This window comes from Acetobacterium bakii (assembly GCF_001263355.1).
Classification (GTDB): Bacteria; Bacillota; Clostridia; order Eubacteriales; family Eubacteriaceae; genus Acetobacterium; species Acetobacterium bakii.
Window position 1 is genome coordinate 1 of record NZ_LGYO01000023.1, and the last position, 15,872, is coordinate 15,872.

The window sequence follows — 15,872 nt, forward strand, 5'->3', positions numbered from 1 at the left end:
GTACTAGTCGCACCATTAAGCACTGGTTCCAATAAGTCATCAGTCTTCAAGAATAAAAGCAATATGCAATTTAATATTTTAAAGGAGAAAAAATGAAACAAAAATTAAAAGCGGTATGCCTGGCTTTGAGCTTATTTATTTTGTTGACGGGTTGTTCGTCAGATGCAACATCGGTACTGGATCCGAAAAATCCCGTATCAATCACCTTATGGCATTATTATGTAGGCGACAATAAAATTGCCCTGGAAACGGCTGTGGATCAGTTTAACAAAAGTATGGGATCGGAAAAAGGGGTTGTCGTGAATGCGGTGGCCAAAGGCAGTATAGCAGAGTTGGAGAAAGCTGTAACCGATTCTGCCAAGGGAATTATTAATGCTGAACCCATGCCGGATGTATTCTCAGCCTACCCGGATAAAGGACTGGAAATCAATCAATTGGGTAAGCTTTGTGATTTAAATGCTTACTTTACCGAAGATGAACAAAAACCTTATGTTGAGGAATTCCTTAATAACGGCAAATATGATAATGAGCGGTTGTTAAGCATTCCCATAGTGAAAAGCACAGAACTGCTTTATGTCAATGCCACAGCTTGGAATGAATTTGCGGCGGCCACAGATGTTAATGAAAAAAAACTTACAACCTGGGAAGGGATCTACGAAACAGCACGTTCATACTACCAATGGACCGATGCCCAAACACCTGAAACTGCCTGGGATGGTAAAAGCTTTATGGGTGTTGATTCGGTTGGCAATTTTGTCATTATTGGTAATAAACAATTAGGTGTTGAGGTTATTGATGGGGCGAATGAAAAGGCGATTTTAAACCATGACTCAATGAAAAAATTATTTGATTTCTATTATGGCGGCATGAGTCTCGGTTATTTAAATGCCGTTGGTAAGTTTCGTTCAGATGACATAAAAGCCGGTGACTTGATTGCTTATGTGGGATCGTCATCCGGGGCCGCATATTTTCCTACCTGGATCGAAAAAAACAATACCCAGTCACCGATTGACTTTCTGGCTCTGGCATATCCTGTATTTACTGGCGGTACCCCCACTGCTATTGCTCAAGGAGCGGGCATGAGTGTGGCCAAATCCACACCCGAGAAGCAGGAAGGCGCGGCTCTTTTTCTAAAATGGTTTACCACAGAGGAACAGAATATTCCCTTTGCCATGACAACCGGCTATTTACCAGTGCAAACAGGAGCCTATAATAATACCGAATTTAACGCATCATTGGAATCCCTGCGTTCGGGAGAAGCAGCAGATAAAAATGTGGCCGCAGTTTATGATATTGCTTTAAATCAGATCATGGATGCTAACAGCTATTCATCAATGCCCTTTAATGGCAGTTATGATGTGCGGACCGTTTTAGAAAAATCCCTTACGACCATCGCAGAATCCGGACGTCAGAGTGCTGTCGCATTAAAAGAACAGGGAATGACAGAAACGGAAATTTTAGAAGCACTGGATATGAATGCCCGTTTTGAAGAGTGGCTTGCCAGTGTTCGGGGTCAGTTTGATACCCTAGGAATTTCATATTCTGACGAATAATCAACTTAATCTACAAAATAAGGAAAATTGCATGAAAAAAACGTGGACACTACGAAGACAGTTAAATATTTTATTGGCATTGATCGTTATTTTTCAAAGTTTAGCATTAATTTCTGCATTGTGGGTTTCCCGGGTGTATTTTATGTTGGATGCGGAAGCTGTTCGATTACTTAGCAATACAACAGAAACAAGGGCCCAGACCTTTGATTCATCGGTTGGTTTATTGATTGGCAACATGGCAGAAGAGACTAGACAATTGAATTCAGAATTGAATCTATTGGCAAAAAAGAACCTAAATTCCCCGGAAAGTTTATATCTCGATGACGATTTATACAATCAGACTGCTTTGATGGCAAGTGATACACTGGTATCAATTTTAAAACAAAATCGTGTCACTGGTGCATATTTCATTTTGAATGGGTCAAATGCCAACAAGGAGGATAGTACTGCCCATTCCGCAGTCTACATAAGAAATTCGACACCGGATGTGAGTGATTCCACAAATTATTTACTGGAAATCGGACCGACTGCCGTATCCAAAGAATATCTTATGGCAACCAGTATCCGCTGGAATCTGGATATGCGTTCAGATAAAGAAGGGGATTACTTTGATTTTTATGAAAAGCCAATCTGGGCTAGTACCGAGTTTAAGGGATCCGAGATAGAACGTTTTGGCTATTGGTCCACACCAAAAGATATCTTAAATGACAATCAGCAGGTTGTGTGTTACACCATGCCTGTTTTAGATGCGAATGGTAAGGGATATGGTGTCATCGGCATCGAAATTGCCATCCCTTATTTTGCTCAGCATTACTTACCAAATTCTGACCTGCTTTATCATAACAGTTTTTATGTGATTGCCGGAATGGAAGATAATGCCTTGGATTTAGACTGGTTTATTCCCAGCGGCGTACTGGCAAAAACCTATTTAAAAAGTGACAAACCCTTGCAATTGAAGGAAGTAAAAGAGGAAGGCATCTTTGAAACCGAACTGGATGACTTGGGTTCCATGTACAGTTCGGTTCGAGAACTAAAGGTTTACAGTGAGAATTCACCTTTTGCGGATCAAAACTGGACATTGGCCTGCTTTGTGCCCAGTGATATTCTAACAGAAAATTCGGCGTCTGTACGGGAGAAAGTATTTTACAGTATTGCTTTAACCACGGCATTGGCATTTTCGGCTGTTTTTATTTTAGTCTATTTTTTTACCCGAAAGATTTCCAGATTGTCTAAATATGTCAGGAACCTTTCGCCCTATGATAAAATTCATTTTAAGCCAACAGGCATGCGCGAGATTGACGATTTAACCGCTGCTGTCCAATTACTTAACCAGAGCCTGATGAATGTTTCCAAAACCACATCGAAAATATTGGAATTGAGTTTATTGCCGATTGGGGGGTATGAGGTTCTTTTCGACAACAAACATATCATTCTTACGGATTTCTTATATTGGCTACTTCACATTGATCAGGGAAATCTGATTTCAAAAGAAGACTGGGAGCTGCTTCATAATAAACTGACCCAATATCCGATGAAAGATCACGACGATATTTATGAGTATTATGATGAATATGCCGAGAAACAACTATGGCTGCGTATTTTAGAGGCTAAACAACCAAACGGAGTGGTTGGTGTTGTTTTGGATGTCACCGCCGACATTGAAGAAAATCGTCGTTTGGCTAATGAATTGGATTATGATGCATTAACTCATTTATTCAGTAATACTGCTTTAAAACGCGAAGCGAACCGAAAAATAGAAGAAAAACCCGATAAAATAGGGGCCATGATTTTTATTGATCTGGACAATTTAAAATACATTAATGATAATTTTGGGCATGATGTAGGAGATCGCCTGATTATCCGGGCCAGTGAAATATTTCGGTATTTTGAACAATTCAAAGGAATTATTTCCCGAATTTCAGGAGATGAGTTTGCCATTTATTTACACGGCTATGAGGATCAGGAAACGCTTCGTAAAATTATTAAAAACCTGTATAATTATAGTGAATCGTTTAGTCTTGATACACCGGATGGTTACAGTAAACGTATCCGCTTTTCGTCCGGAGTCGCCTGGTATCCCCAGGATGCCAGCAATGTAACAGCGCTTTTAAAGCTTTCTGATTTTGCAATGTATGAGGCAAAGAATAAAGAAAAAGGCCGGTTATTTGAATTTAACCAGGAATACTATCAGCAGATGTCGTATCTGTTGGAAAATCGCGATGCCATCAACCGTCTCTTGGATGAACAATTGATTCGTTTTGCTTTTCAGCCCATTGTCGATTTGAAAACCGGTGAGAATATTGGCTATGAAGCATTGATGCGTCCGCTGCTGGATGATTTCAAAAATCCCATGGAAATATTAACGGTTGCCGCAGCCCAGTCAAAATTAGCGCAATTGGAACGGATGGTTATTTTAAAGGCCTATCAAACTATTGAAGAACATTCCCAATCAATCGGTGATCGCAAAATATTTATAAATAGTATCCCCAGCCAAAGGCTGAGTGAAGAAGACCATTTAATGCTTGAAAAATGTTACAGTCAAATTTTCAAAAATATTGTGATTGAGGTTACTGAAGAAGAAAATAATAATTCAAATAGTATGAATGAAAAAGTTAAGTTTATTCGGAAAAGTGGGATCCAAATTGCCGTGGATGACTTCGGAAGCGGTTATTCCAATGAAGTGCGCATCCTCTCATTGATGCCGGATATTATTAAAATTGATATGGCCCTGATCCAAGGGATTCACAGCAATGCAGACAAACAAAATTTAGTTGCTAATTTGGTTGAATTCTGTCATAAAAAAGGTATTAAAGTCGTGGCGGAAGGCATTGAAGAATCAATGGATCTGGCTGCTGTTGTTCAGATGGGCGTTGATTATGCACAGGGGTTTTATATTGGACGGCCACTATTTGAATTTTCAAAAGACAATGCAAGATTGAAAAAAGAAATTCTTGATTTGCAAAAGAGCAGTATTCTTTAGAATGTCGGTTAAATGGCTATAACATATTTCATGAATTTTAGATTCAACACAATATAAGAAGCTCAGTCAGGCAATATGTTAAGGAAAATTATGGGACAAGAACTATAATCTATGCTATATTTTCATAAACTGCCTTAATGAACTGGGTTAATAAAATACTGGAGGCAACAGATATGCAATCACATAATTATGAAGGATTGGAACTATCAACGGTGATACTGATTAAAGCAGCAGAGAAGCGTGGCATTCTTGTTGACATACTTGATCGGGAGAATAATTTCATCCGATTGAAAAAAGCAAGTAAAATAGAGTATGTGAAACAGGCAACTAAAACTTCTTTGGATTCCTACATTGTACCGCTGATCATGGAAAATAAAGAGGTGACCAAACTGGTCCTAAGGGAAAATGCAATCAATGTACCCATGGGCATTAAAGTCAAGACGATTGAAGAAGCCTTTAAGTACTGTCACCAATTTGACGGAAGAGACCTAGTGATCAAACCAAACACCACCAATTTTGGCTTGGGTGTGGTTATCCTCAAAGAACTGCAATGCGAAACCAATTACCGGACTGCTCTGGAAACAGCCTTCAATCATGATGATTCAGTGCTCATTGAAGAATTTATCTCTGGTAAAGAGTACCGATTTCTCATAATCGGGAAAAAAGTTGTGGCAATTCTCCACCGAATTCCGGCCAATGTAATGGGGGACGGCATCCATACCTTTGAAGAATTGGTAGCAGAAAAGAACAAAAACCCCTTGAGGGGAACTGGCTATGTCAAACCCCTTGAAAAAATAAAACTGGAACACCCGGAAATTGATTTTCTCAAAGCTCAGAAAAAGAGCATCAATGATATTCCCCCTAAAGGGGAAACCGTCTTTCTCAGAGAGAATTCCAACATCAGTACCGGCGGTGACAGTATCGACTTTACTGACGATATCATGGAAGCCTATAAAGCCATCGCGGTTCATGCGGCAAAAGCCGTCGGAGCTAAGATTTGTGGTGTTGATATGATTATTCAGGATATCTCCAGAAAGCCGGATGCACAGAATTACAGCATTATTGAGCTGAATTTCAACCCTGCCTTGCATATTCATAATTATCCCTATGTGGGGCAGAATCGGCATGTTGAAGAAAATGTGCTTAATCTGCTTGGCTTTTGAATAGGAAAGCACAATAGCGAAATTCGAAATGGATCGCTGATTTTCGGTGGTAAGTTGGCCGTTGCCATTCTATTTGTAATACGTCAGATGGCGAAAAGTCATTATGAATCATACGCTGTCACTTCGTGAGCATGCTAAAAACTGATGTCAACAGTCATGGTTAACGGTTCGTTTCTACGCAGTACGGCAAAAGCGTGCCTCACGTCCGACACAGGCATCAATAGTGCAGGTTTCACATTCACAGTAATGTTTCAGATCATCAAAGAGAATGCCCGACGAGCTGTAAAGTGGGCGCATAGTACAGGCTTCAGTCATTTGCACGCCAATACCTTTGGTGGCGTTGCCAAAGGTTTCAAAAATAGTTTGATTCGCTTGAATTGGCCAATCAGGAATCAGTCCGGGATTGACCATTCCAATTTTTTCAAGATGGTGCTCTATCTGCACCATCTTTTTTAAATTCTGCATGGCAGAAATCATAACCGGTAGTTTTAACGAGTGAACAAAATACTTCTCAATCTGGGTGATATCCGAAGGCATTTCTCCCATAGTGAGAAGATACAAAAATACCCGTTGATTATCTTTCAGAAGATGACTCAGTATTTTGCTTTTGTAAGAATAGCCGCCAATGATAATTGTATTGCCGGATGTGGCTTCCACTGAACACTCTTTCAGTATTGCCATGGGTTGAAATCTTTTATTTAGAATGTCTACAGCATTCAAATACTCAAGATAAGACGGAGAATTAGCTTGAAAGTTCTTTTTTTTCATCAGTTTTTCTAAATCTGCTTCAACAGGAATCTTTTTAATGATGACACTATTCATAATTTCCTCTTTTCAATCGATTTTTAGTTTTATATTTTCAAAAAAAATAAAAAACCTTTTCAAAAAAGGTTTACAAATACTGTGATGCGTTCGTGATGCCCTCGATCATTGGGGATAAGAGTGCTTCATTTCTTCTGTATGCTCACAATTCGCAGCCTTCTTTGAAGCTTCAAATAAATATTACCCTTACAAAAATATCCTGACTTGGAGAGGCGTTCTGTACCCAGTCTTCTCGGTTAACCCAATGACTGAATGCGTCCATATTCTCCTTACAGTAGCAAAGAAACTGTCGCGGATTTACACCGCGTTCCTTTTGTAAAAGTATTTCTTGTGACTATAATAAGCTAAACTAGCCGCCGAATCAAGAGGTTTATGATTTTTTCCATCAATAAGCTGAAATAGTATATGATAACTGTCACAATAAACTCACATTCAGTAAAACGATTCTTAATTTATTTGGAGTATTTAGGGGAACATCCTGTTTCCACTATAAAATAATCAACCCCTTAAATCAACCTTTCGGTTGATTTATTTTTTTCCGTTTTCCTATAAACTAAACATATCAAATATAGAAGTCTGAAAGGATAGAAGAATGATGAATGCTATTATAGCTGTAAACAGCTTAGAAAAAAGTTTTGGAGGAAAAAAGGTAGTCAAAGAAATATCGTTTGATGTGAAGCCAGGGGAAATATTATGTCTTTTAGGACCAAATGGTGCTGGGAAAAGCACAATCATTAATATTCTGTGCGGAATTCTGGGATACGACGCCGGGGAGATGTCCTACAAAGGGAAGAACATCAATGCATGTATGAATAACTTCAAAAAACATTTGGGAGTCGTTCCACAGGATTTAGCAATCTATGAAGAATTAAGCGCAGCACAGAATGTCAGTTTTTTTGCATCCCTGTATGGTCTGAAAGGAAAAGAATTAGCTGAAAAGGTCACTAGGGCATTGGATTTCGTAGGCCTTTTGGAAAAAGGGAAAGATAAAGTAAAAACCTTTTCCGGAGGTATGAAGAGAAGACTTAACATTGCCTGTGCCATAGCTCATGAGCCGGAGCTGTTAATTATGGATGAACCCACTGTTGGGATTGATCCGCAGTCCCGAAACCATATTTTAAATTCCATAAAAAAGTTGAGCCAACATGGCATGACGATTCTTTATACAACTCATTATATGGAAGAAGTAGAGGAAATCTCAACACGTATCCTTATAATGGATAGTGGCACGGTAATTGCTGAAGGCACCAAGGAAAGCCTGAAAAAAGATGTTTTTGATGAAAGACAATTTATTATGGAAATCGAAGAAGATAATAATCTAAATATTGACGAATTTTATAATATCGAAGGTATTAAGAAGGTAGAAAAAAAAGAACAGCTATTGACAATTACCACCTTAAAGAATATTGAGAATCTAGACAAAATCATTGCCCTGGTAATTACCAGCAAGTCCAAGATTATAAATTTATTCTGTCGAACCGCAAGTCTTGAAAATGTTTTTTTGCGTTTAACCGGAAAAAGTCTGAGAGAGTAGAGGAAAAAAATGCGAAATTTATACTTGATCAGTAAAGAAGATTTGAAAAATCTAGTGAAAAATCCAATGTGGTTATTTTATGGAACTGTCTTTCCCATCCTGCTGGTGGTGATTCTTGGGTTTTTAGGAAAAGAGAGTTACGGAGGTGATGTGACGGCTTATGATTATTACGGGATTACCCTAATCATCTATGCTATTTTAACCAGCGGGATGACATCAGCCAATGCATTTATGGAAGTTGCGATTCGCAAACCAAATATGAGGATCATCTACGCCCCCGGCGATGCAAAGGCAATTTATTTGTCAAAGATCTTTTCTTCTTTTGTATTTTCATCTGGTTGCCATTTATTTGATATGATTCTGTTGTGTTCAATTTATCACATACACGTGAGTGCGATCCCGCAGATAATGATTTTATTTGGCCTTACTGAACTGTTTTCAGTGGGATTGGGGGTTATGTTCTGCTGTATTTTTAAAACGGAAGCAATGGCCAATCAGATATTGAGTATTGTCATTAATTTATTTGCAATCCTGGGAGGTCTGTTGTTTCCCATTGATGGATATGGAAAAATAGCCCGGACCATCAGTTATCTATCCCCGGCAAAATGGCTGGTTAAGGCGACATTTGCGATGATCTATGACAATAATTTCCGGTGGTTCTATTATGCCGTCATTGGACTGATTTTAGCCACCGCAGCAGTATTTATTGTCTGTGATAAAACATTCAGAAAAGAGGACTGCATATGTTAGCAATATTAAAAAACGATTGGAAGAGACTGATGGAGGAAAAACTCTATCTTTTTGTATCCATAGGACTCACGATTTGCGCTGTAATTCTGGCGATCACTTTAACAAATACCATTGAAACAAAAGGTAATATTGCCCTGGTGCTACCTGATCATCAGCCAATGACAACGTCGGTTTCACAATTTTCCGAGTGCCGCTATTTTAATATTTCTATTTTAGAAACAGCTCCTCCTAAATCAGAACTGATTCAGAATAGATATGATGCAGTCGTTACGGTCAACGAGGATGGATCTTATACCCTGGAAACCATAAAGAATAATGAAATTAAAGAAATGATTTATGCGGCACTTGAAAATCCCGTTGCCTTTGTTCCTGATTTAAATAGTGAAAGGAAAATTGGAACGAATATAATTGGTTATATGATGATGTTTTTGCTGATGCAGGGGGTGTTGTATGCCAGGTTGTTTGCAGAAGATAAGGAAAACCACATGATCGAAAGGATTGCAATATCGCCAATTTCCTTTTGGAAATACCTGTTCGGTCATGGGGTATTTATACTGGCAATTATATTTATTCCGTCATTTTGTGTGATTGCAGCGGCCAAAGCCTTCGGCATCGCCCTGGGCTTTTCATTGCTGACATATGCGGGACTCATCGCAGTTTTAGCAGTTTTATCGACAACTTTTGCATTATTCCTGAATTCTTTTTTCTGTGTGGCAGATACCGCTAATATGCTGGGTTCATCCTTAATTGTATTATCATCAATACTTGCTGGATGTTTTTATTCTTTTGCAAAGGAAAAAACCCTGTTCGACAAATTGATTCATATTTTTCCGCAAAAGGACTTTGTTAATTTTGCGAATGCATTAGAGAAGGGCAGCCTGACAAGCGTTGTGGAATGGCAATTTTTATACATCATAGGGTTGTCTGTCCTATTCTTTACCGTGGCTGTTTTAAAAACAAGAAAAGATTATTATTATCATAAATAATCTTTCTTGACTGTTATTGCCACAAAAAGTACAATGATGTCATAGAGGTGATAAATTCGTGGAATATAACATACCCATCCTTTCTGTGAAACTAAAAATGCCGCAGCCAAGGAAAAACTATATTATCAGACAAGATTTGTTTGAACGTTTAGCTGCATTAAAAGAATTTAAAGTGTCAATTGTAAAGGCCGGAGCCGGCAGCGGGAAGACAACCTTACTTTCCAGTTTTATCATAGAAACAGGGCTGGAAAATACGAAATGGCTTACACTTGATGAAAACGCCAATCAGGCCTTTGTTTTCTGGAATTATATGATTGAGTCGGTTAAAGAATATTTTAATGATTCTAAAACGGATTTTCAAACATATTTTGACAGTAACATGCAGAAAGAGAATCTCTGGCAGATTCTCTCTCTTTTTGTGAATAAATTGAGTATTAAGAAAGATATTGTGCTGGTACTTGATGATTTTCAAATGGTATCAGACGAATTTCTTATTTCAACCATCAACTACTTTATTAAAAATATGCCGGATAATATTCATCTTGTATTGCTTACAAGAGAAATACCGGAAATATATCTTGGTGAACTGGCGATCGAAGATAAACTCATGCTAATCGATGAGGATGCAATCAGATTGACAAAAGAAGAGAGCAGGAAATTTCTGATCGATACATTGAAACTCAATATCAAGGAAGAACAGATCATTTCAATGATTGATGCATCGGAAGGCTGGATCGGTGGACTTCAGTTGCTTGCAATATCTGCAAAAGACAATCGTGTTCAAACCATAGAAGGTTTGAAAATGTCCAGCCGGGTTTTAAATGATTATATTACAAAAGAAATATTCGAATATTTATCGGAAGACGTACAGGAATTTTTGGTTGAAACATCCATTCTGAGATATTTTAATCAGACCATCTGTGAAAAATACAATCCTGATATCGATTTTATTCCGATGATGGCAGCGATCCTACAGAAAAATTTGTTTGTTATCAACATTGATAATAACGCCGCGATTTACCGTTATCATGCGATTATGGCAGAATATTTAAAGAGTATCTTTGAAAAACTTGAACCCGATAAAAAAAATGAGTTTCACCATTCAGCAGCTTCAAGATCCTGCGAATTAGGAGATTATGAGGAAAGTCTTTACCATCTTTTCAGCATTAAGGACTATGAGAAAATTATGAATCTTATTCTGAAAATGCCTCAAACAGCACTGACTTTTTCTTACTTAATGAAGGTACCCATGGAGGAAATAGCCAAAAACAGAGATTTTGCTTACCAATACTATTTCTATTATTATGCCAGTGTGGATGAAGAAGCCTGCCGGAGTATTTATCATTTCATCAAGTTGAATATGAAAGGGGACAAAACGTTTGAAGCATTTAATCGTTCAGATATGTTTTTCAGTAATGATTGGGACTTTCAGAATGTAAATACCTTATCGTTGGAACAAATAAAAGCGTTACCCCTGAATTCTATTACCACTGCATTTTTATTAATAAAGGAAGCTTATTTTCTTTATGCCAATTCCGAATTCCTGAAAGCTCTTGGCTATCTGGATTATGCAGAAGCGGTATACCAAAAAACCGGAAATATTTATATCGGCTATTTTGTGTTTTCAGAAAAATCCCAGATCTATGAAGATATGGGCGAATTGGCCTTATGTCTGAATTTATATAAAGAAATGGAACCCATGATCTTTCAAGTGAAATCGCTGGCAAGTTCCTATTATATCGGTATTGCCGGAGTTTACCTAAGACAGCTGTCTCTTGATAATGCATTTAAAATGCTGGAAAACACGAAGAAATGTTTGACTGGGGACGCTAACAATATCGACCGGGCATATCAATATACACTGGCGGAATATTATTATTTAACCGGGGACGATACCCGAACCGAGAAACTTTTATTAGAAGTCATGGGGCAGGAAGCTTTCCAGAATATCTATTATTCTGCAAGGTTGTTAAGGTATCCTTTATACAGGGAGCAACACAGCGAACTTGCGAAAAATTTTGCAGCGAAGTATGAATCTATGGATAATCTTGTGAAAAATATGGATTGTGATTTGCTTTATACCAGTATTCAATATGAATTTGGGAATAAAGAAAAGGCATTGGATCTTGTTGAAGCATTAATTGCAAAGGCAAGGAAGATGCAGAACAAGTTGAAAATCGTTGAAGGCGATCTTTTAAAAACACGTATGCTGCTGGAGAGCCAGGGAAATACGAGGGATATTCAAAACCTTTTTATCGAGGCGGTCTCTTATGCTGCCGAAGATGAAATAGCAAATCCGTTTTGGTTTGAGCAGAAAACAGCCCATAAAGTATTAGGCGATTTGAAAACGGAACTAAAAAAAGAACTTTCGGAAAAAGAATTTGAGTTTGTCTTACGGATTCTAACAGCTGATGTTAGTCATGGTATATATGGGCTGAAAAAAAGAGAGAAAAACCAGAATGATCTAACCGAACGGGAAAATGAAGTAATTCAGGAACTGGCATCTGGAAGCAGCAATATGCAGATCGCTGAAAAGCTTTGTGTGTCCCTGGCTACTGTAAAATCACATATTAATAATATCTATGGAAAACTTGGCGTAAATAATAGGGTGGCAGCCGTGAATAAAATGAAAACAGCACATCCGACAGCCAATCAATAATTGAAATACACCGTTGCCAATTGAAGGAGGTAATCATTGAAACCCAAAATAATTCTAGCCAGCCAGTCTCCCAGAAGACGGGAACTTTTGGCACTGGTCACAAAGGATTTCGAAATACAAGTGCCCGAAATTAATGAAAAGATAATCGAAAATAGGATTCTGCAAAATAGGGAAGATGATTTTTTAGTAACCGCCAAAAAACTAGTTTTGGAGCTGGCATCACGAAAAGCCACAATCATTCATAAGATCAATCCCAGTGCCCTGGTGATCGGTGCTGATACTGTTGTTGTTTTAAATGATAAAATTTTGGGTAAACCCATCGATGCAATTGACGCCTATAACATGATCAAAAAACTATCTGGAAATACCCACCAGGTTTTAACCGGTGTCAGCATAAAATATGGTAAGGTAGAGGATCAGTTTGTATCAGTATCACAAATAAAGTTTTATGAGTGGAATGAACAGATGCAAAGGGAGGTTGCAGCCTATGTGTCCTCGGGCAAGGCCAATGACAAAGCCGGGGGATATGGCATCCAGGAAGAAGCCGGACTTTGGGTGAAGTGGATAAAAGGGGATTACAACAATATTGTGGGTCTTCCCATTGCCAAGCTCAACAAACGGCTGAACCGGCTATTGGATTTGATTCAAAATATTTAGTCCCAAAAAATATCTGAGAGTATAGGATTGGTGTTTTAAGGGTATAACATCTATAATGATTCGAAAAATGTACGAATCATTATGTGTAAGTGGGAAAGGAGATCCTAATGATGAGTCGGGAATATCCCCAAAAGCTCTTTGGCCAAAAACGCAGAACCCCCAAAATCATCTGCAATTTTGGGGGTTCTGCGTTTTAATCGTTCGTTGATAGCAAAAAATGATACGCTTTCCGTGTAAGAAGAAAGATTTAGGGCATGATCAGACGATATTCGCTAGCGCTTTTTGCCACAAGAACCGGCACGTTGAGTTCAGTGTTTAATTCCTTAACCAGTGTCGCAATGGTTTCGTCATCAGAACCATAAATTACACAATTGAGGGTTGTTTCATCGACAATTTCAGATCCCACATAATAGTGGCCGTTAGATAGTGTGATGGTTACGCCGCTGACATAATCCAGAAGTTTCGTTTTTACAATATCCGTTGCTTTCTGGGTATCCAGAATTTGTGACCCTGTGGTGACATCATTGAGTCCAATCAGCAGCTCATAGCGGTTTGTCTTTTCGAGATCAAGGGAATCGGAAGAAGCTGCGGAAGTGGAACCACATCCGGCAAAAACAAAGAGACACACAACAATCAGACTTAAAAAGAGCGTTTGCTTTTTCATACGTATTCTCCAAACATTATGAAAGTTAGGTAATTGCAACCCAATGTATTTTAAATTCTTTAAATTACAATTATCTATAAATGTTGTTGTAATAATAACACAGCCTAAAGGCAAAGGGAATTCATTTTATTTAAATTCAGCCATAGAAACAGCAATAAATCGATAAACGATTTACTTATATATCCACTTTTTTCACATTTTCACAGGAATAACATGGTGAATGTTCCATTTTATTTCTAAGTTTAGAAAATATAATATGATCTTATATTTTTTAGGTAAATTAATACCAAAGATGATATTATTAAAGCAAAATTTCAAGGAGAATAATAATGAAATTATCATGGGTAACAATAACGGTTAAAGATATGGACGAGTGAAATTAAAACAGTGTGAAAACCATCATCAATTTGAGTTTTGTATTTAGTGATTAGGAGAAAAAATGAGAGCTACAGTAGAATTAATCATCCATCCAAAACGATTTTTTGAAATGTCCAAAAATCGGGAAATTTCTGTTCGGACACCGATTATCATTCTGATTCTTATTGGCATTGTTGATGGACTCGTGGTGGCTAATTATATGAATCATACCACTATCTATGAGGTGATCACCAGCGTTACCCCTGTGATTACGGGAACCACCATCCTTTTCAGCATGCTTATGGGAAGCTTTTGGGTCTATGCGCTCATTCTAGTACAAACTGTTCTTTTTAATCTAATCATGAAAAAAATGGGTGGCACCGGAACCCGGAAGCAGGCTTTTTATATTCTTGGTATGTCAAGTTTTCCGGCATTGGTGGAAGGATTGATTTTTTTGATCTTTCCCCAGGCAGCTCTGATGTTCGATTTTGAAAATTTTCGCTTCATATCCCTTGTCATCTACAATTTTCTGAATATATTCAATATCTGGGGAATTTATCTGTTGATTGTGGGCTTTGCCAAAGTATACGATGTTTCCTATAAAAAAGCGTCTGTTTTATATTTGCAGTTTTTAATCAAAATGATTCCTTTATTCATCATTTATCTCATTGCATCATAAATCATGGTAGATGGTGAAAAAAATAGGGCAGCGACGGATTTCAATCACCTATTTGACAAAATAGGATCAAACAAAATAATCCAGTCATTAATGAATGAAAACAGAAAGAGGAGGGCAATGGAAACAAGCCTAGTTTATCAGTTTAATGCAAAAGCATATGATATATTGGAGTTAACTTACTTTAGAAAGAAGGCATCCAGTCCGCGAAATGCTGTCATATCTATGTTAGGAAATGGATCTCTAAACATTTTGGATATGTGCACCGGAACTGGGACGAATGCCATTGCAATTGCCAAGGCAAACCGCAATGCAAAGGTGATTGGCATCGATATATCTAAAGAAATGCTGACAATGGCAAAACAAAAGCTGGAAAAAGACAGCACACCTAATATTGAAGTATATGAAATGGATGCCGCAAATATGCAATTTTCCAAAGATAAATTTGATATAGTATTAATTTCCCTGGTATTGCATGAACTTAGCGATGAACTGGCAGGGAAAATGATCGCAGAAGCCAAAAGAGTTTTAAAACCTGACGGGAAGCTCATTGTGGTAGAATGGGAAGAACCTGATAGTCGGCTAGCAAAATTAGCTTTTTATGCCATTAAAAAAATGGAACACCAAGGGTTTGAAGATTTTCTAAAATTAAATATGTATGATTATTTTGAAAAGCATAGCTTTCAAATTGCAAAAATAGTGCATTGTGATTACAGTAAAGTAATTACTCTGCTCAAAAAAGCGAAAAATTAATTATCGGAAAATACTGGATTAAAAATGGTAGGCGATTGAGTTGCAACGACTGGATCGCCTACCATTTTTTAATGTCTGTCTTATGACTTGATGAGTTTCTTGCTTTTACTGCAGCTGTTCCGGCATCTGCGGCAATTTGTGCTGTGTAATCAGGTGTCACAAGTGTAGTGCCTGCATGAAAACCCGAGCTAAGACTAATCCAAACCAGTAGGTGAACACTATTCTAAATCAATTCTTTCGCCACCGTTTCAGTGTTGGAAAAAATGCTTCCATTTCTTTTCTTGCGTCTTCTTCTTTCATTCCTGGTTTTTCTTTAAT

12 protein-coding genes and 1 riboswitch are annotated in these 15,872 nt (G+C 37.8%); of the genes, 10 read left to right on the forward strand and 2 right to left on the reverse strand.

The annotated features are described in order from the left end of the window. Positions 1 to 92 precede the first annotated feature (92 nt). The 3 genes from AKG39_RS10260 to gshAB all read left to right on the forward strand — a co-directional run bounded on the left by AKG39_RS10260 (position 93) and on the right by gshAB (position 5,696). Positions 93 to 1,553: an extracellular solute-binding protein gene (locus AKG39_RS10260; RefSeq protein ID WP_050740307.1), complete on the forward strand. Its 1,461-nt coding sequence runs from the start codon at positions 93 to 95 to the stop codon at positions 1,551 to 1,553. Positions 1,554 to 1,584: 31 nt separating this feature from the next. Further along, positions 1,585 to 4,533 carry a bifunctional diguanylate cyclase/phosphodiesterase gene (locus tag AKG39_RS10265; protein WP_050740308.1) on the forward strand — a complete coding sequence of 983 codons (2,949 nt, stop codon included), beginning with the start codon at positions 1,585 to 1,587 and terminating at the stop codon, positions 4,531 to 4,533. A 173-nt stretch (positions 4,534 to 4,706) separates the two neighbouring features. Next, positions 4,707 to 5,696: a bifunctional glutamate--cysteine ligase GshA/glutathione synthetase GshB gene (gene gshAB / locus AKG39_RS10270; protein WP_050740309.1), complete on the forward strand. Its 990-nt coding sequence runs from the start codon at positions 4,707 to 4,709 to the stop codon at positions 5,694 to 5,696. Between the two features lie 174 nt (positions 5,697 to 5,870). Here gshAB and AKG39_RS10275 read toward each other — a convergent pair whose 3' ends face one another. After that, positions 5,871 to 6,518 (reverse strand): hypothetical protein, encoded by a 648-nt coding sequence (locus tag AKG39_RS10275; RefSeq protein ID WP_050740310.1) that lies wholly within the window; start codon positions 6,516 to 6,518, stop codon positions 5,871 to 5,873. A gap of 172 nt (positions 6,519 to 6,690) precedes the next feature. After that, a riboswitch (cobalamin riboswitch) is annotated at positions 6,691 to 6,867 on the reverse strand. A gap of 246 nt (positions 6,868 to 7,113) precedes the next feature. Between AKG39_RS10275 and AKG39_RS10280 the strand changes: the two genes are divergently transcribed. Genes AKG39_RS10280 through AKG39_RS10300 form a run of 5 tightly spaced genes read left to right on the forward strand, consistent with a single transcriptional unit; the run spans position 7,114 to position 13,104 of the window. Further along, on the forward strand, positions 7,114 to 8,052 hold the full coding sequence (locus AKG39_RS10280) for an ABC transporter ATP-binding protein (protein ID WP_050740318.1): 939 nt from the start codon (positions 7,114 to 7,116) through the stop codon (positions 8,050 to 8,052). 9 nt (positions 8,053 to 8,061) lie between these two features. Next, positions 8,062 to 8,802, forward strand: a complete 741-nt coding sequence (locus tag AKG39_RS10285; protein ID WP_050740311.1) for an ABC transporter permease — start codon at positions 8,062 to 8,064, stop codon at positions 8,800 to 8,802. Next, positions 8,796 to 9,788: an ABC transporter permease gene (locus AKG39_RS10290; RefSeq protein WP_050740312.1), complete on the forward strand. Its 993-nt coding sequence runs from the start codon at positions 8,796 to 8,798 to the stop codon at positions 9,786 to 9,788. Before AKG39_RS10285 ends, AKG39_RS10290 begins: the two co-directional genes overlap by 7 nt. A gap of 58 nt (positions 9,789 to 9,846) precedes the next feature. Continuing rightward, positions 9,847 to 12,447, forward strand: coding sequence for a winged helix-turn-helix domain-containing protein (locus tag AKG39_RS10295; RefSeq protein WP_050740313.1), 2,601 nt, complete (start codon positions 9,847 to 9,849; stop codon positions 12,445 to 12,447). Between the two features lie 36 nt (positions 12,448 to 12,483). Beyond that, the gene (locus AKG39_RS10300) at positions 12,484 to 13,104 is read left to right on the forward strand and encodes a Maf family protein (protein WP_050740314.1); all 621 of its coding nucleotides are present in this window, start codon (positions 12,484 to 12,486) and stop codon (positions 13,102 to 13,104) included. 247 nt (positions 13,105 to 13,351) lie between these two features. On the opposite strand, the gene AKG39_RS10305 is transcribed toward AKG39_RS10300, so the two are convergent. Next, positions 13,352 to 13,768, reverse strand: a complete 417-nt coding sequence (locus AKG39_RS10305; RefSeq protein WP_050740315.1) for a hypothetical protein — start codon at positions 13,766 to 13,768, stop codon at positions 13,352 to 13,354. Between the two features lie 439 nt (positions 13,769 to 14,207). On the opposite strand from AKG39_RS10305, the gene AKG39_RS10310 reads away from it, so the two are divergent. Beyond that, positions 14,208 to 14,804, forward strand: a complete 597-nt coding sequence (locus AKG39_RS10310; RefSeq protein WP_050740316.1) for a Yip1 family protein — start codon at positions 14,208 to 14,210, stop codon at positions 14,802 to 14,804. Between the two features lie 117 nt (positions 14,805 to 14,921). Further along, positions 14,922 to 15,554 (forward strand): class I SAM-dependent methyltransferase, encoded by a 633-nt coding sequence (locus tag AKG39_RS10315; protein ID WP_050740317.1) that lies wholly within the window; start codon positions 14,922 to 14,924, stop codon positions 15,552 to 15,554. Positions 15,555 to 15,872 lie beyond the last annotated feature (318 nt).

Excerpts from the sequence above, each read along its gene's own strand:
- AKG39_RS10265 (WP_050740308.1), top strand. The coding sequence starts at position 1,585 with ATGAAAAAAACGTGGACACTACGAAGACAGTTAAATATTTTATTGGCA.
- AKG39_RS10275 (WP_050740310.1), bottom strand. The coding sequence starts at position 6,518 with ATGAATAGTGTCATCATTAAAAAGATTCCTGTTGAAGCAGATTTAGAA.
- AKG39_RS10260 (WP_050740307.1), top strand. The coding sequence starts at position 93 with ATGAAACAAAAATTAAAAGCGGTATGCCTGGCTTTGAGCTTATTTATT.
- AKG39_RS10280 (WP_050740318.1), top strand. The coding sequence starts at position 7,114 with ATGAATGCTATTATAGCTGTAAACAGCTTAGAAAAAAGTTTTGGAGGA.
- AKG39_RS10305 (WP_050740315.1), bottom strand. The coding sequence starts at position 13,768 with ATGAAAAAGCAAACGCTCTTTTTAAGTCTGATTGTTGTGTGTCTCTTT.
- AKG39_RS10310 (WP_050740316.1), top strand. The coding sequence starts at position 14,208 with ATGAGAGCTACAGTAGAATTAATCATCCATCCAAAACGATTTTTTGAA.
- AKG39_RS10285 (WP_050740311.1), top strand. The coding sequence starts at position 8,062 with ATGCGAAATTTATACTTGATCAGTAAAGAAGATTTGAAAAATCTAGTG.
- AKG39_RS10290 (WP_050740312.1), top strand. The coding sequence starts at position 8,796 with ATGTTAGCAATATTAAAAAACGATTGGAAGAGACTGATGGAGGAAAAA.
- gshAB (WP_050740309.1), top strand. The coding sequence starts at position 4,707 with ATGCAATCACATAATTATGAAGGATTGGAACTATCAACGGTGATACTG.
- AKG39_RS10315 (WP_050740317.1), top strand. The coding sequence starts at position 14,922 with ATGGAAACAAGCCTAGTTTATCAGTTTAATGCAAAAGCATATGATATA.